Origin of the sequence: Cedecea lapagei, assembly GCF_900635955.1 — a bacterium.
Taxonomy (GTDB): domain Bacteria; phylum Pseudomonadota; class Gammaproteobacteria; order Enterobacterales; family Enterobacteriaceae; genus Cedecea; species Cedecea lapagei.
On the sequence record NZ_LR134201.1, the window covers coordinates 3,689,830 to 3,708,941 of the forward strand.

The 19,112-nt window shown below is 52.1% G+C and carries 18 protein-coding genes; 14 read left to right on the top strand and 4 right to left on the bottom strand.

The genetic code is table 11. The features are described 5' to 3' along the window. Positions 1-38 precede the first annotated feature (38 nt). The gene (locus tag EL098_RS17985; protein WP_126357450.1) at positions 39-878 is read right to left on the bottom strand and encodes a MurR/RpiR family transcriptional regulator; all 840 of its coding nucleotides are present in this window, start codon (positions 876-878) and stop codon (positions 39-41) included. Between the two features lie 122 nt (positions 879-1,000). On the opposite strand from EL098_RS17985, the gene EL098_RS17990 reads away from it, so the two are divergent. From EL098_RS17990 to hpxZ, 4 genes are read left to right on the top strand one after another with little or no spacing between them, the layout of a single operon-like run. Continuing rightward, positions 1,001-2,584 (top strand): gamma-glutamyltransferase family protein, encoded by a 1,584-nt coding sequence (locus EL098_RS17990; protein WP_126357451.1) that lies wholly within the window; start codon positions 1,001-1,003, stop codon positions 2,582-2,584. Between the two features lie 11 nt (positions 2,585-2,595). Beyond that, positions 2,596-2,784 carry an oxalurate catabolism protein HpxX gene (hpxX, locus tag EL098_RS17995; RefSeq protein ID WP_126357452.1) on the top strand — a complete coding sequence of 63 codons (189 nt, stop codon included), beginning with the start codon at positions 2,596-2,598 and terminating at the stop codon, positions 2,782-2,784. After that, complete coding sequence (locus EL098_RS18000) at positions 2,781-4,157, top strand: AtzE family amidohydrolase (RefSeq protein WP_126357453.1); 1,377 nt, start codon at positions 2,781-2,783, stop codon at positions 4,155-4,157. Before hpxX ends, EL098_RS18000 begins: the two co-directional genes overlap by 4 nt. Next, the gene (gene hpxZ, locus EL098_RS18005; RefSeq protein WP_126357454.1) at positions 4,158-4,541 is read left to right on the top strand and encodes an oxalurate catabolism protein HpxZ; all 384 of its coding nucleotides are present in this window, start codon (positions 4,158-4,160) and stop codon (positions 4,539-4,541) included. Between the two features lie 65 nt (positions 4,542-4,606). On the opposite strand, the gene puuE is transcribed toward hpxZ, so the two are convergent. From puuE to EL098_RS18020, 3 genes are read right to left on the bottom strand one after another with little or no spacing between them, the layout of a single operon-like run. Continuing rightward, positions 4,607-5,563, bottom strand: coding sequence for an allantoinase PuuE (gene puuE / locus EL098_RS18010; protein ID WP_126357455.1), 957 nt, complete (start codon positions 5,561-5,563; stop codon positions 4,607-4,609). Positions 5,564-5,581: 18 nt separating this feature from the next. After that, positions 5,582-6,319, bottom strand: coding sequence for an aspartate/glutamate racemase family protein (locus EL098_RS18015; RefSeq protein ID WP_126357456.1), 738 nt, complete (start codon positions 6,317-6,319; stop codon positions 5,582-5,584). A 2-nt stretch (positions 6,320-6,321) separates the two neighbouring features. Next, a complete protein-coding gene (locus EL098_RS18020) occupies positions 6,322-7,035 on the bottom strand; it encodes a GntR family transcriptional regulator (RefSeq protein ID WP_126357457.1) in 714 nt (237 codons plus the stop codon). 142 nt (positions 7,036-7,177) lie between these two features. Between EL098_RS18020 and EL098_RS18025 the strand changes: the two genes are divergently transcribed. From EL098_RS18025 to EL098_RS18070, 10 genes are all read left to right on the top strand, one after another. Next, positions 7,178-8,671, top strand: coding sequence for an NCS1 family nucleobase:cation symporter-1 (locus tag EL098_RS18025; protein ID WP_126357458.1), 1,494 nt, complete (start codon positions 7,178-7,180; stop codon positions 8,669-8,671). 155 nt (positions 8,672-8,826) lie between these two features. Continuing rightward, positions 8,827-9,750, top strand: coding sequence for a DMT family transporter (locus tag EL098_RS18030; RefSeq protein WP_126357459.1), 924 nt, complete (start codon positions 8,827-8,829; stop codon positions 9,748-9,750). A gap of 564 nt (positions 9,751-10,314) precedes the next feature. Further along, positions 10,315-11,151 carry a winged helix-turn-helix domain-containing protein gene (locus tag EL098_RS18035; protein WP_126357460.1) on the top strand — a complete coding sequence of 279 codons (837 nt, stop codon included), beginning with the start codon at positions 10,315-10,317 and terminating at the stop codon, positions 11,149-11,151. Further along, positions 11,148-11,603: a hypothetical protein gene (locus tag EL098_RS18040; RefSeq protein WP_126357461.1), complete on the top strand. Its 456-nt coding sequence runs from the start codon at positions 11,148-11,150 to the stop codon at positions 11,601-11,603. The genes EL098_RS18035 and EL098_RS18040 overlap by 4 nt, the downstream gene beginning before the upstream one ends. 330 nt (positions 11,604-11,933) lie before the next feature. Further along, complete coding sequence (fimZ, locus tag EL098_RS18045) at positions 11,934-12,575, top strand: fimbria biosynthesis transcriptional regulator FimZ (protein WP_126357462.1); 642 nt, start codon at positions 11,934-11,936, stop codon at positions 12,573-12,575. A 216-nt stretch (positions 12,576-12,791) separates the two neighbouring features. Beyond that, positions 12,792-13,385: a common pilus major fimbrillin subunit EcpA gene (gene ecpA, locus EL098_RS18050; protein WP_126357463.1), complete on the top strand. Its 594-nt coding sequence runs from the start codon at positions 12,792-12,794 to the stop codon at positions 13,383-13,385. A 69-nt stretch (positions 13,386-13,454) separates the two neighbouring features. Next, entirely contained in the window at positions 13,455-14,138 is a 684-nt protein-coding gene (locus tag EL098_RS18055; protein ID WP_126357464.1) for an EcpB family pilus assembly chaperone, read from the top strand. 65 nt (positions 14,139-14,203) lie between these two features. Further along, positions 14,204-16,717, top strand: a complete 2,514-nt coding sequence (locus EL098_RS18060) for a CS1-pili formation C-terminal domain-containing protein (RefSeq protein WP_126357465.1) — start codon at positions 14,204-14,206, stop codon at positions 16,715-16,717. Further along, positions 16,666-18,321 carry a fimbrial protein gene (locus EL098_RS18065; RefSeq protein WP_126357466.1) on the top strand — a complete coding sequence of 552 codons (1,656 nt, stop codon included), beginning with the start codon at positions 16,666-16,668 and terminating at the stop codon, positions 18,319-18,321. Before EL098_RS18060 ends, EL098_RS18065 begins: the two co-directional genes overlap by 52 nt. An 8-nt stretch (positions 18,322-18,329) precedes the next feature. Then, on the top strand, positions 18,330-19,004 hold the full coding sequence (locus EL098_RS18070; protein WP_126357467.1) for a fimbria/pilus periplasmic chaperone: 675 nt from the start codon (positions 18,330-18,332) through the stop codon (positions 19,002-19,004). Positions 19,005-19,112: the final 108 nt, after the last annotated feature.

Consider the following 19,112-nt stretch of genomic DNA (forward strand, 5'->3'; position numbering starts at 1 on the left):
GGCTCACCCGTAGCGTGCAGCTGCACCAGGAAGGAGCATTAACGCTGTTCGAGCTCGTCCATCTCTGTATACAATTTAGCTATATTATGTATACGCTGTCGGCCGCTGGTCAATGATTCATGGAGCACCGCATTGGCCAGCAAATTCACCAGGCTCATGGCGCTGCTGTAGCTGTCAAAGGCCGAAACGCTGTCAAGCGGCGCGCTGAGATGCCAGCGAGAATATGCCTCAATCCCAGAAGTAGCGGACTCGCTCAGCAGCACCAGCGGTATACCACGCTGCTGCAAACCTGCGAGCAGCGGCTTAATGATGCGCGGCCTGCGGCGGAAGGCTACGGCGACCACGCAATCGTCCGGATCGATATCCACCAGCTCTTCCGCCAGCGTCTGCCCCGGCTGCGGGAGAAGCTGCACGTTGCTGCGAACCTGCAGAAGCTGCTGGCGTAGGTGCATCGCTACCGGCCAGGAGTTTCGCATCCCGATGATAAAGATGCGCTTACCGTTAACAAGCGCATTGACCACTTCGGCAAACGGCCCAGCCTCCAGCTGATTGACCAGATGAGTGAGGTTCGCCATTTCCTGCTTGTAATGGCGAGCCAGCAGCGTGTTGCCCTGCACCGCATCGCGGTTTTCCGTCAGCGGCATACCGCTCTGGCGCAGCGTGCGCAGCTCCTCACGCATATCCTTATAGCGCTCGTAGCCGAGCCGTTTAAACAGCCGGCTCACGGTGGCCTTAGAAACGCCGGAAAGCCGCGCCAGCTCTGCGCTGTTGTAGCTGATCAAATCATCGAAATGATCAACGATAAACGAGGCCACGCGCTGCTCCTGCGGAGAAAAGAGCGCCCATGAAGCCCGCAACCTCTCGTCTAACTGTTTCATGGTGACTCCTGTAACTTTTGTTTCATCGAAGCCTGACACAGTGAAACGATCTTCGTCAACCTGGAACATCTCTTGCTTCAGCTTTCTCTACCCGAGCGGAATTCCTGCAAGAGAAGAAAAATATGCAAAGCAATATGGCCCCCGGCGGCATGGCGGTTACGCCCCATCATCTGGCTTCTGAAAGCGCGCTGTCCGTCTTACGCCACGGCGGCGACGCCATTGAAGCGATGGTCGCCGCGGCCGCCACCATCGCGGTTGTTTATCCGCATATGAACGGCATAGGCGGCGACGGATTCTGGCTAATCGTTCCCCCGAAGGGCGAACCTGTCGCCATTGACGCCAGCGGCGCTGCCGGCTCGCTGGCCTCGCTGGATTTCTACCGGGGTGCAAAAGCGATCCCTCACCGGGGCACACAGGCCGCACTGACCGTGCCCGGCACCGTCAGCGGCTGGGCAGAAGCGCTTAAAGTTTCAGCGCAGCTTGGCGGCGGGCAGCTGCCTCTTTCACGCCTGATGGCCGACGCTATTCGCTATGCGGCGGACGGGATCCCGGTCACCGCCTCCCAGGCGCACGCGACGCAAAGTAAATATGCTGAGCTGGTCAATGTACCCGGTTTTGCTGACACTTTCCTGCAACAGGGTGAAGTCCCGGCGACCGGCAGCCGGTTCACCCAGCCCCGCCTGGCCGCAACCCTGACGCGTATGACTCAGGACGGCCTGGAGAGTTTTTATCGCGGCCCGCTGGCCTCACTTTTTGCCGAAGAGCTGGCCGGGCTGGGGATTCCTGTTACCGCCGCCGACCTTGCTGCTCACCGGGCAACGCGCACAAAGCCGCTGCGGCTTGAACATCAGGCAGGTGAAGTTTTCAATCTCGCCCCTCCTACCCAGGGCTTGGTTTCGCTGGCGATCCTCGGGATTACCGACCGGCTGTCGATGGCCAGGGCGACCGAAGCGCAAACCGTACATCGCATCGTCGAAGCGACCAAAAAAGCCTTTGCGCTACGCGACGTGCATATCACCGACCCACGTCATGTCACGACCTCCATACAGAATCTGCTGGACCCGGAAGCGCTGGACAAGCTTGCCGCGCAAATTGACGACCAGCGCGCCGCCTCGTGGGGCAAAGGAAAAGGGCCGGGCGACACGGTCTGGATGGGCGTTATCGACGGCAACGGACTGGCCGTGTCGTTTATTCAAAGTATTTACCACGAGTTTGGTAGCGGCGTTGTACTGCCGCAGAGCGGAGTACTGTGGCAAAACCGCGGGGCCTCTTTCAGCCTGGATCCAAATCATTTGCTCGCGCTGGCTCCCGGCAAAAAGCCTTTCCATACCCTGAATCCGGCGGCAGCGAGACTTGCCGACGGGAGAACGCTGGTTTACGGCTCGATGGGCGGCGACGGGCAGCCGCAGACCCAGGCGACAATATTTACCCGCTACGTGCTGCAGGGCGTCAATTTACAGGAGGCTATCTGCGCACCGCGCTGGCTGCTGGGCCGTACCTGGGGGCAGGCGTCCGACAGCCTTAAGCTTGAGAGTCGCTTCAGCCCCGATACTTTTGCCGCACTCCAGGCTCTGGGCCACGAGGTAGAAACGCTCCCCGCATTCAGCGAAGTTGTTGGCCACGCTGGCGCCATCGTCAGGCACACAAATGGCATGCTTGAGGGTGCGTGGGATCCACGCAGCAACGGCAGCGCCGCTGGTTTTTAAGGAATAAGTAGATGAACCAAACTTCTTTTGACTGGCAGAACTACATTGCCCTGATGGAGCAGCTGCTTGCTGTGCCGCTGACGGATGAACGCCGTAAAGAGCTGGAGCTGCAGCTGGCACGCATTGCAGCAATGGCGGAGCCGCTGATGGCATTCCCGCTTCCCGATCGTCAGGAAACCGCCGGAGTTTATACCCTATGACAGCCCATTCTATTCGCGAAATTCATCAGGGGCTGCGGGACAGAACCTTTTCGGCAACCGAGCTTGCCGGACAAACGCTGGCAAAGATTGAGCAGCAGAACCCGAAAATAAACGCCTTTACCGAGGTGACACAGTCTCGCCTGCTGGATGAGGCCGCATCGGTCGACAGGCTAATTGCCAGCGCCAGCCCTCTTCCCGCGCTGGCAGGCGTGCCTTATGCGGTAAAAAACATTTTCGACATTAAAGGGCACACCACGATTTCTGGGGCAGAACTTTTTGCCGGGCAGCCCGCCGCGACGGCAGATGCCTTTGCCATTACGCAGCTGCAAAAAGCGGGCGGAATGCTGAGCGGCGCAGTGAATATGGATGCCTATGCCTACGGCTTCACTACGGAGAATAGCCATTACGGCGCTACCAGGAATCCGCACGACCTTGCGCGCATTGCGGGCGGCTCCTCCGGTGGCTCGGCCGCCGCCGTCGCTGCCGGATTAGTGAATTTTACCCTTGGCACCGACACCAATGGCTCGATTCGCGTCCCGTCATCGCTCTGCGGGCTTGTTGGCCTGAAACCCACTTTTGGTCGCCTGTCGCGCGGCGGCAGCCATCCGTTTGTCGCCAGCCTCGACCATATAGGCCCGCTGGCGCGCAGCGTGGAAGACGTTGCGACGGTTTACGATGTGCTGCAAGGCCACGACGACAACGATCCTTTTCAATCTTCCCGCGCCATTGAGCCGGTTTACGCGACGCTTGAAAGAGACACGCCTCTTCGCGTCGCGGTGCTGGACGGCTTTTTTGAACGCTGGTGCGACGAGGACGCCAGAGAGGCAGTCAGCCGGGTAGCCAAAGCGCTGCAGGCAAAGGAGCAGGCCTCCATGCCGGAAGCTGAGCTCGCCCGTTCAGCGGCCTTTTTACTGACAGCGGCGGAAGGCGGCAACCAGTATCTGCCGGCGCTGCGCGTTTGCCCTGAGCGCTTCGAGCCCAACTCACGCGAGCGGCTGCTTGCCGGGGCGATGACCCCGTCCGCCTGGTACACTCAGGCTCAGCGCTTCCGGGCCTGGTTCCTTGAGCGCACGCTGCCGCTGTTTGACCATTTTGATCTGCTGATTGCCCCAGCCACGCCCTGTAGCGCCACGCTGATCGGCCAGCAGACCATGAATATCAACGGGCAGGAGATCCCGGTAAAAGCCAGCATGGGGATCCTGACGCAGCCCATCTCCTTCCTCGGGCTACCGGTGGTGAGCGCCCCGCTGATCGCTGCGAGCGGGTTGCCGATCGGCGTGCAGCTGATTGCCGCGCCGTGGCGGGAAGACATTTGTTTGCAGGCCGCACGACGGCTGGAAGTACAGGGTATTTTAGAGACGAAGGTAAGCTAAATGACACGAGATAATATTGACCGTCCGGCCATTCTGAACGAAGTCACAGCGGCATTTTATCGCTATGAGCAGGCGCTAATCAGCAACGACGTTGCGGTTCTGGATGAGCTGTTCTGGGAAGACGCCCGCACAGTACGCTACGGCGCCACGGAAAACCTTTACGGCATCGACCAGATACGAGCTTTCCGCAATGGACGCTCGCCGAAGGGGCTGGATCGCCAGTTAAGTAATACCGTGATTACAACCTACAGCGACGATCTGGCGGTAGCGAGCACCGAGTTTACGCGCGAAGGCAGCGATAAAATCGGCCGCCAGATGCAGACCTGGGTAAGGTTTTCGTCGGGGTGGAAAATTGTGGCGGCGCATGTGAGTTTAATGGGGTAATTTTCCCGTCATCCTAACCCTCTCCCCGAAAGGGAGAGGGAATAACGCTCTGATAAAAATAAGTATTACTCAGTATAGGGATGTGTTTTCACCCAATGCTCAGCAATGTCCTGCCTTCTGCAAATCCACACGCCTTCGTGCTGCTGGACATAGTCCAGGAAACGCTGCAGCGCCCGGAAGCGGCCCGGTCGCCCTAGCAGACGGCAGTGCATGCCGATGGACATCATCTTCGGTGCCGTTTCACCCTCTTCATACAGCACGTCGAAGCTATCCTTCAGATAGGTGTAAAACTGCTCGGCGGTATTGAACCCCTGAGCCGTAGCGAAGCGCATGTCATTGGTGTCCAGCGTGTAAGGCACAATAAGATGAGGTTTTACGCTGCCGTCTTCGCAGGTGACCTCGCTCCAGAAAGGCAGATCGTCGCCGTAATAATCGCTGTCATACAGAATACCGCCGTGCTCAACCACCAGCCTGCGGGTGTTGGGGCTGTCGCGCCCGGTGTACCAGCCCAGCGGACGAGAGCCAAACAGATCCTCAAGAATCTCCATCGCCTGATGCAGATGCTGACGCTCCAGCGCTGGCTCCATATTCTGATAGTGGATCCAGCGCCAGCCATGGCTGACAACGTCGTAATCGGCAGCTTTGATCGCCGAAACAATCTCCGGGTTACGGGCCAGCGCCATGGCCACGCCAAATACCGTTAGCGTCAGGCCGCGCTTCTGGAACTCATTGTGGATACGCCAGAAGCCCGCCCGGGAGCCATATTCATAAAGAGAGTCCATCGACATATGGCGATCGGGGAAGCTGGCTGCGCCGATGATATCGGAGAGGAACTGCTCCGAACCGCTGTCGCCGTGCAGGACGTTATTTTCCGCCCCTTCTTCAAAGTTGAGCACAAACTGAAGCGCAATACGCGCCCCGTTTGGCCACTGAGCATGGGGAGGACTGCCAGCGTAACCGGCGAGATCGCGCGGGTAGTTCTCGGTAAAAGGATAGCGTTTAGCGTTTTCTGCTGATGACATGAGTCTTCTCCTTCAACCTCAGCCCAGGCGAGCAAAAGAGCCGGAGAGCGGCTTTTTATTCGGATAAGCGAGATCGCCAAATTTACTGGTGCCAATGCCCAGCGCCACCAGCGACTCCACCAGCTTCACCGCGGCGGTGACGCCGTCGATAACCGGAATGCCGATCTCTTCCGTCAGCTCTTTTGCGAGATTCGCCATCCCGCCACAGCCGAGCACGATCGCCCCGCTGTTATCTTCTTTTTTAGCCTGAATGCAGCGCTCACGCACCAGCCGCTGGGCAAGCCCGGTCCCGTCCTCCAGCGCCAGCACCGGCAGGTCGATAGCATGAAGCGCAGCGCAATGATGCTCAAAACCGTACTGATGCACTAAGTGGCGAGCAATGATCACCGTGCGCGGCAGCGTGGTCACAATAGTGAAACGGGTCGCCACCAGCGTCGCCATATGCATGGCGGCCTCGGCAATCCCAATCACCGGCCCGCTGGCTATCTCACGCGCCGCCAGGAGCCCAGGATCGCCAAAGCAGGCAATCACGTGGCCGCTAGCTCCCTGCGCTTTGCCCTGCTGAATTTGCTCGAGTACGCCGATGGCCGCGATGGCTTCATCGAAATGCCCTTCAATTGACTCAACGCCCTGCTCCGGGCAGGTGGCGAGGATCTGCGTGCCCGGCGCGGCAACGCTGCGGGCGGCTTCGGCAATAGTGTGCGTCATCGCCTGGCTGGTGTTTGGGTTGATCACTTGAATAATAGGCTGCTGCATGGTTATTCCTGTCGGGTGCCAAAGATGCGTGCGAAGTCCGGGGTCGTTTCACCGCTGCGCTCAAAATGCAGGCTGGAAACAATGTGTTCAAAATGGTGCTGCATCGCGTACGTCAGCGGCTCAAGCGCTTTATTACGCAGCAGGTCAATCAGGTTTTCGTGATCGTCACAGCGGCAGCCACGCTGCCACGGCGCGCCCCATGCGGCGATCACCAGAGATGAACGATGGGTCAGGCTGGTGACCATTTCCGTAAGCACGGCGTTGCCGGAAATAGCCTGAAGCTGGATATGGAAAGCGGCAGAGAGGCGGATTGCCGCAGGCCCGTCGCCCTCGCGGTGGGCTTTCTCTTCCTGCTGAGTAATTTTACGCAGCGCGGCAAGATGCGGCGGCTGAAGATGTTCAAGCACATGCGGCAGGTTCGCGCACTCAAGCAGCGAACGCGTCTGGAAGATCGCTTTGGACTCTTCAACATCCGGCATGGCAACAAATGCACCACGTCCGGGCAACAGAGTGATCATTTGCACCGTTGCGAGGCGCGTTAAGACTTTGCGGATCCCGGTTCGGCTAATGCCAAAAACTTCTGCCAGCGCTTCTTCCGGCAATTTGCTGCCCGGCGGCAGCCGGTGTTCAACCATCGCCGTCATCAGCGATTGCCAGATAACGGCTTCTTTATCATGCAGTTCTGCTGGGGCGGTGACCCCAAAATCACGTTTCATCCACTACTCCTGTTAGCCTCAGGCGCCCTCATTTTGTATACAATATCATTGATAATTGAATACAAGAAATGCAAACCTGGCCTGGTTCCTGCAATACCTCTGGCAGACGTAATTCACCTTCTGTTTTATAGGAGCAGATCCCATGCCAGGTATAGAGAACAAAGCAACAGCCATGAATGAGAGTGCCAACGCCGGCTACAGCCCGCGCCTGTGCAACGACGACCTGGCTCCAACCCGCCACCAGACTTGGTCCTGGTATAATATTTTTTCGTTCTGGATGTCTGATGTACACAGCATGGGCGGCTATGTTGTGGCAGCCAGCTTCTTTACGCTGGGGCTTGCCAGCTGGCAGGTGCTGATTTGCCTGCTGGCGGGGATCTGCATCGTGCAGCTGTGCGCTAATCTGGTGGCGAAACCAAGCCAGATGGCGGGCGTGCCCTACGCGGTGATTTGTCGCCAGGCCTTTGGCGTCTTTGGCGCCAATATTCCGGCGGTGATCCGCGGGCTTATCGCCTTTGCCTGGTACGGTATACAAACCTATCTGGCCGCTAATGCATTGATGCTGGTGGTGCTGAAGTTCTGGCCAACGCTTGCGCCGATGACCGGCGTCAGCTTCCTTGGCCTGTCTCAGCTGGGCTGGATCTGCTTCGGCATTATGTGGGTATTGCAGGCGATGGTGTTCTGGCACGGAATGAACGCGATTAAGCGCTTTATCGATATTGCCGGCCCTGCGGTTTACATCGTGATGATGGCGCTGGCGGGCTGGATCCTTTATCAGACCGGGTTTAGCGGGATCTCCTTTACCCTGGCCAGCAAGCATCTCAGCTCCGGCGAACAGGTTTGGCAGATGATTACCGCTACCGCGCTGGTGGTCTCCTACTTCTCAGGTCCGCTGCTTAACTTTGGCGACTTCTCTCGCTACGGCAAAAATATGAAAGAGATCCGCCGCGGTAACCGCTGGGGTCTACCGTTCAACTTCCTGCTGTTCTCCATTGTGACGGTGGTGATTGTATCCGGCACCCAGTCGCTGTTTGGTAAAATGATCACCGATCCAATCGAAACGGTGAGCCATATCGGCAACAGCCTGGCAATGGCGATTGGCCTGCTGACGATGATCACCGCCACTATCGGGATCAATATCGTGGCGAACTTTGTTTCCCCGGCGTTCGACTTCTCGAACTGTTCGCCGCAAAAGATCAGCTTCCGTGCAGGCGGCATGATCGCCGCGGTTGGCTCCGTGCTGCTGACGCCGTGGAACCTGTTCCAGTCACCGGAGCTGATTCACTATACGCTGGATGTACTGGGCTCCTTCATCGGGCCTCTGTTCGGCATCCTGCTGGCGGACTTCTACCTGGTGAAAGGCGGAAAAATTCACGTCGACGATCTGTTTAACGACACGCCGAAGGGCCGCTACTGGTACAGCAACGGCTTTAACCCGAAGGCAATCATCGCGCTGGTGCCGTCCGTTGCCGTCTGTCTGACGATCAGCTTTATTCCTTCCCTGCATGAAGTCGCTAACTTCAGCTGGTTTATCGGCGTGTTCCTCGGCCTGAGCTGCTACCGCTGGCTGGCCCGCAGTGAAAAAAGCACGGCTGCGACCGGCTTTACCGGCCTCGTAGCCACCTCAAAAGAGTAATAAAAACAGGCCTGAGCCGGAAAGGGTTCAGGCCTTAAACTCCCTGTTAATTCTCGACATACTCTTTTTCTTCTTCACGACGACGGTGGACTCCGCGCGGGTGATATATTCTTTCCTTGCCGTTTCCAGCAAACCCCGTGTCAAAGGAGAGTCCCTTGCTCAGCAGTAAGAAGGCGGCCACTGAGGCTGCACCCCACAGGCCATCGGCCTGGTATGTTTTGCTCCTGTTCACCATTCCGCCGCTGCTTTGGGCGTGCAATTACATCGTGGGGAAAGCCGTTCGCAATGATATTCCTCCGGTTGGGCTCACCTTTATGCGCTGGCTGGTTGCGCTGGTGGTGATCCTGCCGTTTGCCTTTCCTTATATTAAAAGAGATTTTCGCCGCTACCGGGAATATCTGGGCTGGATTATCGCCATATCGGTAACCGGTATCGTCTGCTTTAGCCTGCTGGTTTATATCGGCCTGCACCACACCTCAAGCACTAACGCGCTGCTGCTTAACTCCTGCATTCCGGTGCTGATTATGCTGTTTGGCGCGCTGTTTTTTGGCCATAAGCTTAGCGTTAAGCAGGTTGTGGGGCTGGCGATCTCCTGCTGCGGCGTGCTGTTTATTATCTTTAAGGGCGATATTCACGGGCTGATGCAGATGGCGTTTGCATCGGGTGACCTGATGCTGCTGGCGGCCATGGCCTGTTTTGCGCTTTATACCCTGTGGATTCGAAAAATTCCTTCAGATATCAGCCGAATCGGCCTGTTGGGCGTTCAGGTAACTATCGCGCTGCTGGTGACGCTGCCGCTATGGCTGCATGAAATGAGCACCGGCGCAGTGCCTCACTGGAATACCATGACAATTTCAGCGGTGATATTCCTCGGCGCCTTCCCCTCTTTTGTTTCGTATCTGCTGTACGGGCGCTGCGTGGAAGCCGTAGGTGCCGCGCGTGCCGGTCTGAGTATTCACCTGATCCCAGTCTTCGGCGTGGTGCTGTCGCTGGTGTTCCTCGGTGAAACCCTGCATCTTTTCCATATTATCGGGATAGCAACGATTTTGATCGGCGTGGCGCTGGCCAGCAGGCGTTAAAGGGTTCTTCTGCAAGCCCTCGCGCAATGGCTGCGCGGGGGTGCTGCGGGATAGTATGTGTCCATGCCAGGACCGCAAAATGTCCATAATGTTAACACCCTGATCTCCCGGACAAGCGCAAATCCATAATCCGAAAACGAATCCCCCCCTCCCCCCGGTAAAAGTCGCCATGAATGTTCCTGGAGCTTTTTTGCCTATTTTAGGGCTATAACATTCTCAAACAGGCAGCGTTACCGGGCAAGAGATGACGGAAATGGTAGAATACCAATCCAAAATATATGGGAATTATCCAGAGAATGATTTTTTCCACCGCTTGATATTACATGGGTGTTGAGATCTATTCTTAACTAAAACGCCAGAACAACCACAGTTAAAATATGTTATTTAATTAGATAAGATTCATCTATTATGAACAGAATGAAGTATTGATTCGGTGAAACGCTTTCGCCCGCCATCCCCACATCAGATTATGTCTTATAAAACATATATTTAAAATTGTATCGAAATCATTTTTTTTGTATCTAAATTAAAAGAATAATATAAATATATTCAAAGGAATATAACATGATCGTTTTCCTTATCGCGAATAATATAGAATTCCGACCCGGCGACAGAACGCTTAGAGGGCAAAATGAAGAAGTCAAACTTCACTCTTCATCGGTACACTGCCTTGAGCTGCTGATAGAGCATCAGGGAGACGTCGTTGATCATGAGTCCCTGTATGAGTTTGCCTGGAGACAGTACGGTATGGAGGTTGGCTCCAACGCGCTCTATCAGAGCATCTCTATGCTACGTAAAGCATTTTTGGCCTGCGGCGGCGAAGAGACGTTTATTCGTACCATTCCCCGTCGCGGTTTTATGCTGCACCAAAGGGTCTCTATCTCCCGCGCCAGCATGCTGCCAGATGCCGCATACAAGGAGCCCGGAACCAGAATGCCGGATGAGAGCTTATCCCGACAATCGGTTACGGCCGGTAATAACATGCTCTCCCCTAAAAGTGTTGCGGAGAACATGCATTATCAGCCGGCCAAAAATGCGATATCCGGCGTGGAGAAAACAAATAACAAAATATACTTCAATAATATTTATTTTTGGCTTGCTGCGGCTGCCGCATTTTCTTTTTCATTTTTAATGATTTATTTACTTTTTTTATCTGCGCCCACAGAGTACCCCAGAAAGATGATTTATAACGGCTGTGCGTACCACAGCAATGAGGCTTCAGATGAAAATATGGTTAAAAGCATTGCGTTAAAATTAGGTATCCAATGTGACAACCGCAAAAATGTTTACGTTACCTCTTACCAGGAGGGGAGTGTTGTATCAGTTATTCAATGTGCAAGGCCGATAACATTCTTTTCACGTCCGAATTGTATCTCTACTTACTACACTGAGAAGCCATGAAAAAAACAATGATAGTTTCTTTTTTTTTACTGTTAATTGCCACGCCGATACTGCTGTATCTCTTCTATCAGAGCCGAACGATCAGCTGCACCAACAGTATCTCTTTAATTAAAGAGAGGGGAAAGCTGTCGCTTATCACCGGACAAAAGATGAAGGACGGTAAAGGCATGGTGACGCTGGTTGGAACCCTCTACCGTAACGATGGCTCCAGAGCACATATAAGCAGAAAAATCGTGTTCGATTACCACTACCGCTATGATTTTATGATCGCTAAATCAGCGTCGGTTGAAGTTTTATCTGAAAATACGGTAACAGACGAAGAGGCAAAACAGTGGATTTCAGATTTTTTCATCACCCCAGGCTCAGAAATATCCATTATTTTTAACCGAATCAGCCTGAATACATGGCTCATTTTCACTAATCCTGTTCCACTTGGCATTTGTGAAAAATAACAGCACCACCGATTATTGATCCAGATCAAATTCAGCGATAACCTGCAGGATACTGGATCAATGGTTTATATCAAATAAACGAAAAACATCTCACCGATACAATCCCTTCACAAATCAATAAAATCACATTAACCACACAACTTATTGATTATAAAGGATAAATAAGAAACAAAAGTTCTCATCAAATCTCATGAGGAAAGTAAATAATACTTCATTACCTCTTTTCTCCCTCTCCGATTTAATCTAGTTCCCATAAAGAGCACCGCCCTAACTCAACGAGCAAAAGCATTACTTTGTATTGAACAAGTGTAGATGAGGGGAATAATAAAAATGAACATGGCATCTGTGATCATTATGGACTCATATCCAATCGTCAGAATGTCTCTGGAAGTGTTGCTCAAAGAAAAAAATAACATCAATGTTGTATTAAAGACAGATGAAAGCAGGCTCACGATTAACTATTTAAGAGAGAACCCGGTTGATCTTGTCATTACAGACATTGAGCTTCCTGGCACAGATGGATTTAGCTTACTAAAAAAAATAAAAAAAACGCAGAAGGAAACTAAAGTTCTTTTTTTATCTTCGAAACCGGAGGATTTTTATGCCCGAAGAGCACTCCAGGAAGGTGCCAGCGGATTTATCAGTAAATATAGAGAGGAGAAGGAGATATTAAGTGCAGTCAATACGTTACTGTCAGGATATATCTTCTTTTCTTCCCATCTCACCTCGCTACTGCTGCAGGAGGCGGGAAAGGGAAATCAGCCCTGTATATACGAGGCTATGCCGCTCTCTAATAGAGAGCTCATGGTAATGAGGTTACTCTTAAAAGGGTTATCGAATAAAAAAATTGGCGAGCATTTAATAGTGAGCAACAAAACCATAAGCGCTCATAAATCAAACATTTTCCACAAGTTAAATATCAATACAATGTTTGAGCTTATGGATTATGCAAAAGAGAACAAACTCATTTAAATGCCTGCGTCGCCAGCATAGTAAACAACACTCTGCTGCGAAAAAAAGAGACTAAGGATGAGATTAGAATTTATTTTCTACTTTCTCACCCAGTGAGATCGGCCAGTATTACTTTATTTACAAACAGAATATTTATTTACCATGTGGCATGTATGCCGCCATCGCGCACATTACTGCACGGTACTGTGTGAACTTTAATATATAAGGAATAGTAGCATGAAAAAATTAGCTATCAGCGTTATTGCCATTGCCGTATTGGGTTCTGCTGGTCTGGCAAACGCCGCCTCCCGCTCAGCGACGGCCACCGCCTCCTGGGACGCAAAAGCGATCAAAGATACACACAGCATGCTGGTTGTCACGCCGATGAAATCGCTGACCTTTAACTATGCAGAGGGTATGGAACGCTTTAACACCCAGGAAGGTGCCTTTGATGTCACCATCGCCGGTCAGTCTGGCGCAAGTGATTTCAAATTAACCTCGAAAATCATCTCCAACACTCTGACTCGCAGCAGCGACCAGTCTGCATTGACCGTTGGCGTGCAGTGGAATGGCGCGGATCTTTCAGCCAGTACCCCAACCGTGATGGTTGATACCTCTAACGGCGTTAGCGCCGGTCTGGCAGCGTTATCTCAGGCTGGTGCCTATGCCGGTGCGGGTCGTACCAGCGCACAGGGCGCATTTGCTTTTAACATCGCCAAAGCCACCCTGGCAGGAACAGATACCGCCGTTAAAGATCTGGCAGATGGTTACTGGGATGGCAACGTAAATATCGAATTTACCGCCACCTGGGACGGTGAGTTCACCAGCTAATTCAACCTGGCAGGCAGCAACCTCATGACTAAATACCCCAGGGCCTCTCCTGGGGTCTAAGGAGAAAATATGAACAAAGTATTCGCCTTGTTTTTATTACCGACGGCATTTTATTGCTCATTTGCCAATGCGATTAACGTTGGCGCAATTACATCAACGATGTCATCTGATAAAGATGTTATTGCAAAAGAAGTGATCAATAACGTCAGCGATGCCCGGTTTGTTAGCCTGAAAGTTGAGCGAATTTCTTCCCCGCTGGCGGGAGGTGAAGTGATACCGATGGAGAATAAGAAGGACATTATGGCGACCCCTTCAAATTTGATCCTGCCCGGTAACGGTAAAGATGTATTTAGAATTTTTTATAATGGCCCTCAGGATGAGAAAGAGCGTTACTACCATCTCGTCTGGCAAGACAATCCGGTGGCCGAGGACGGGAACACAAAGTCAAAAAAATCAGCCTCAGCAACAACTTCCGCAACAATCAGCACGATTTTAGTCGTCGCTCCCAGGAAGGAAAAGTTTGCATATGAATACCGCAACGGTGTGGTTTACAACAAGGGAAATGGCTCATTCCGCGTCGTCGCCATGGGGCCTTGCAAAGCGCCTAAGTCCAGCGAAGAGGCAGCTCAAGGGTGCCGTGAACGTTATTACGTGATGCCCTCTATGGGGGTCAAAATTAAGTTTGTTGATACCAATAACTCAAAATCAAGTGTCGGTATTTGGCACCATGAAGACTTTATCAATGCCAAATAGAAATATTAATTAATTACCTGGGTCTTTACTCAGAGTAAAAGCAATACGTTTTTATTGGGGTAAAGATGTTCAGACAACACACCTTCGCAGCCAAATTAGCTTTATTATTATGTTCTCTTTTTTCTTCTGCAATTATTGCGCAAAACTTACAGGATGTTCGCCTCGGTAATTACATTATTCCCGGTATCTTTGGCCAGGCGCTGGTTGAAGGCATGAGCATTCCTGTATTTTTAGTTTATAAGGGCGGCAAAACAGAAGATAAGCAAAAAGTTGCGGATGCGCTGGTTGTTCTTGATAAAGAACAGCTGATGATCAAAGAGATTACCCTGGTTGAACACAGCGGTGGTGCCAGGCTGTCCGCTGACACTGAGGCGTTAATTAACACCTTAAAAGAGCGTTTTTTTGATCAAAACAACACCATTACTCTCTCTTCGGAAGCCGATCTGAAGCTGGATATCCGCTCTTTTATTCTGACCCTTAGCGTCAGCCAGAAGAGCCTTAGCGCCTCGGCGATCCCGCGTCAGGATGTGCTGGCCCCCTCATCGGTCCAAAATACCAGCTCCGTGTTGAACTACGATCTCGGTCTCTACCGTACGCAGGTAAAGCAGGGCCGTAACAATACCAACAGCTACCTTAACGTAGACAACACCTTTGCTGTCGCTGAGCATCACTTTAATGTTAACGGTTCGGTATACGGCATTGGTGATTCACAACAAAATGCCCAGCTCTACCGCGCCATGTATGAGAAAGACAGGGATGGTCGCCGTATCGCATTCGGTCTTGTCGATACCTGGAACCTGCAGTCTATCGGTAATCTTTCTGCTATAAACAGCAGCAAGCTGTACGGCGTGACCTATGGGAACAAAACGGCGACCAGAACCCACAACACGGCGCAGTCCTTGACGCCTATAACGGTCTTTCTGCCCAGCGCAGGTGAAGTTCATATTTACCGTCAGGGGCGGCTGCTCAATATTCAAAACTTCCCGATGGGCAGTTTTGAAGTGGACACCAGCCCTCTGCCTTATGGGATCTATGATGTGGATGTTGAAGTGGTTATTGATGGTAAGGTGAATACCAAAACTCGCCAGACGATCAATAAGTCGTTCAGCAACGCTTCCGGCGAAGCCAATGCACTTAACTGGCAGGTTTATGGCGGCTATATGGACTATAAAAATCGTAAGAACGCTGGCACGAGCGACGACAAGCAAACATACCTGGCCGGGGTTTCAGCCGCAGTCTCCTTCCCGGATCTGGCTAAATTGTCCGATGCGCCTTCCCTGCTGGGGCTAACGCTACAGACGTCCAACTACACCTTTGATAAAAACCTGATCAATGAGACATCCATTAACGTCAGCGTCAGCCCTTATGGCGCGCTGGGTTGGCAAGGTCTGATCTCTCAGGATGGTCACTATCGCAACATTTTCAGCGTCAGCGCAATGTTGCCGGACGGCTATGGCTCCCTGTGGGCCAACAGAGAGAAAAGTCATATTGGGGAAGCGTTACCCATATATGAATCCAACAGCTATTCCTGGGGTGGAAGCCTTAGCCTGGACCGCCTGTTCAGCCGGGGAGGACAAATTACGTTTAGCCGCACGATTGATAAGCGAGATCGCAGTACCTCCAATAACTTTGAGTACTCAACGGCGCTGGTCTCTGGCCGCTATGGTTCGGTAGGGTTACGGGCGGGCGTACAACGCTACCAGTATGATTATCAGTCAAATAGCACTAACCAACGCTATGTGTCACTGGACTTATCCTTGCCGCTGGCGACATGGCTTAGCGCAGGTGTGTCCTCTAATAACGGTAATATGCAGGCTAACCTGTCAGCGAATAAAAGCTTTGAAAACTCGAGAATTACCTCTGCGGGATTTAGCCTTTCCAAGCAGATAAAAGAGAAAAACACCGGTGACAGCGATTATTCTGCTTCGGGTTACTCGACGTTTGATACCAAGTACAGCGCGGGTACAGTGTCGCTGTCACGTCCTGATAATAAACGTCTTAACGGAAACCTGACGGCGCGTGGCTCTCTGGCCTACAGCGATAATAAAATCGCGGCCAGCGGCCTTCAGGAAAAGTCAGGCATTATCATTAAAACGGATATCGAGGATGGCGCCATGCTTTCGGCCCAGGTCAATGGCCGAAACTATAAGCTGAGCGGGAAAAATAACTTTATCCCCCTGCCTTCTTACGCCAGCTACAAGGTGGAGTTATTGAATGATAAAAACTCAGCGGACAGTTTTGATATTGTGAAAGGACGCACCAGTAGCGTGACGCTATACCCGGGTAATGTCGCCGTCCATTCACCAGAGATTAAACAGCTGGTGACTGTCTTTGGGCGCGTCACCACGGAACAGGGTAAAGCCATCGCCAACGCGAAGATACGGAACCACATCGGTAAAACCATCACTGATGAAAATGGTGATTTCTCGATGGATGTTGATAAGCGATACCCCGTTGTTTCTTTAACGACTGCCGATAATAACGTCTGCGAAGTCGATTTAGATTTGCGCGACGCCCGGGGTGTGATGTGGGTTGGCGATATGGTCTGCCAGACACAAACCATACTGGCACAACGATAAGGACAGAAGCAGAGATGAAAAAGCATTATCTCATTGGACTGGGCTGTGCCGTTTTACTGGCAGCGGGCTTTGTCAGAGCGGCCAGCGTTAATAACCAGTATTTCTTTATCGAGAATCAGGTAGACGGTGAGTACTTTATTACGCCGGGCAAAACGGACCCACGCTTTAGCGGCGCCAATACCTTTACCAAATATGCGGCGAACGAACAGCTTAGTCTGGGCTATATGGGTTTCAACGGTTCACTACCGAGAAACAGTTTTGCCGATATCTGGCTTGAAGACTCATCGATAAATAAACCGTTCCTCGGTAACCGCTGCATGCGTAATGCGCGCGACTGTCCATCAAATGGCTACCTGCCAGGCTACCAGGATAAAAAGGGCGTTTATCATATTTCGATGACAACAACGGCAGGAGAGGCCGGCGTTCCTCGCGCGATTTTCTCGGATTCAGCCTATGAGTATTTTCGCAATCTTGGCGTAGGAACGGTTGAAATGTACAAATACTATTACTGTTTCACCCGGAACGATTACAACCCTGCAGCGGGCCAGACCTGCGCTTCCAGGGGGGGAACCGTGGGAAGTCATGAATTTACCATGACCAAGACCGGGCAGATGAGCCTGGAGTCAACCAATGCTCTGCAGGAGATTTTTATCGACAGCGCTGGTAACCCCGTTATTGGGCTGGGTTCAGAGTTTTGTCGCGTCGGCTATATTGGTTCGCAAAGCGGTGCCATCTGTGAAATGGTCAAATATAAGATGGCCGGGAGCCTGCTTGCTCCAATGCGTATGAGCATGAAGGTGAACACCGCGAAAATGGGCTTCACTCCGGGCAGCAACACGATTCGACTCAGCCCTAATGGCGCCAGTGGTTGGGTAAACTACTCGGCAACCACACGAGCTTCCGATCTGATCAACTCGAATAACGGTGGCATCTATGTGTTCTTTTCTCAGCAATTTCTGCAACAGTTGATTCGGCGCAACGTGGATCTGAGAAACAGTCAGGAATTTTTCACCTTCCTGTTTACCAACACCGCCGTCCCTCAGTCGGGCTACTATGAGTTTTCGCCGTCAAACACCATTATTCTTCGCCCACGCGACTATGGCATCAGCATTATTTCAAAAGACCTCACGCCTAATCCAAAGCGCGAAGGCAAAGTGGGTGATAATGAGCCACCTCTGGTTTTCGACTATATTGCGACCACCAGCGGCCCACGGCAGGCTAATGCTATAATGGCGCAAGTTTCAGGCCCTGTAGTACAAAAAAATGGGAAACCGTACTGCCTGTTTTCCTCTACAAATGGTGCGACACGTGTGCCGTTTTCTGCCTTCCTTTCTTATACTGACGGAAGAGGTAAAACAGTCAGTACTCGTGCCAGCTGCGATAACCAACCCATTAATCTGAATGCTGCTCGCTGGGTGGAGAGCGCCTGGCCGACGCCTCACCAAAATGATGGCCGTTTCTATCGTACCGATTTATCGCTTACGTTCCCGATGAATGAAGTGAATTCACAGTATTCATTAGATGGCCAGGACTGGATGGGCGTAGTAAGCGCCACCGGTGAGGTTCAGGTTACCGCGACCTGGAGCGGGCCGGATATTCAATAAGGAAAAGAATGAAAAATATCTTACTGCTGCTGGCATTACTGCTTACTCCACCAGCGAAAGCGATTTATCTTTCTTCGGGGGTTTTTACCCTCGAGTCTGATAAATCTCAATATTCAAGACAGTTTTTAAATAATACCGAACGCACTAATTTATACACCATCAACGCCTACCGTATTAACCGGCCAGGGTCTGATGAGAAACCGCAGCCGCTACAAAACGGGGAGATACTCTATACGCCGTTAAAAAAGGTCCTGGAGCCTGGCGCATGGGAATTTTTTAAGGTCTTTTATAAAGGGCCAGCCGATGCGCAGGAGCGTTACTACCGGATTGTCATCAAGGAGATTCCAACTAACGCGACACTGCTTCCCAGCCAGTCTAAGTCACCGCTGGTTTCGCCCGTCATAGCACTGGATACGACTCTGGTAGTGCGTCCGCGAACATTGCGTTTTTCTTACGACTACAACCCTGAAGCCGGCGTGTTAACCAATAACGGTAATACCTATTTTCGCGTGATTCTTCATAAAAGCTGCGAGCAAAATGACGATACCGCCAAAATCTTTAATCTCTTGCCCGGAGAACACTACCGGGGCCCGGAGATGAAGGGGCAGCACAGTAAATTCATCGTCGCTTTTGACAGATACATCCAACTGGGCAATCAATGCCCGGCAGGATCGGCAGACTAGCAGGCTGTTGCCTGATTGCCACGGAGCGGCAAAAGTCTGGAATAGAGGGAAAAATGAGTGCAGCAGAAACGACGAAGGCCTGAATCATTGCTGACTCAGGCCTTCTGA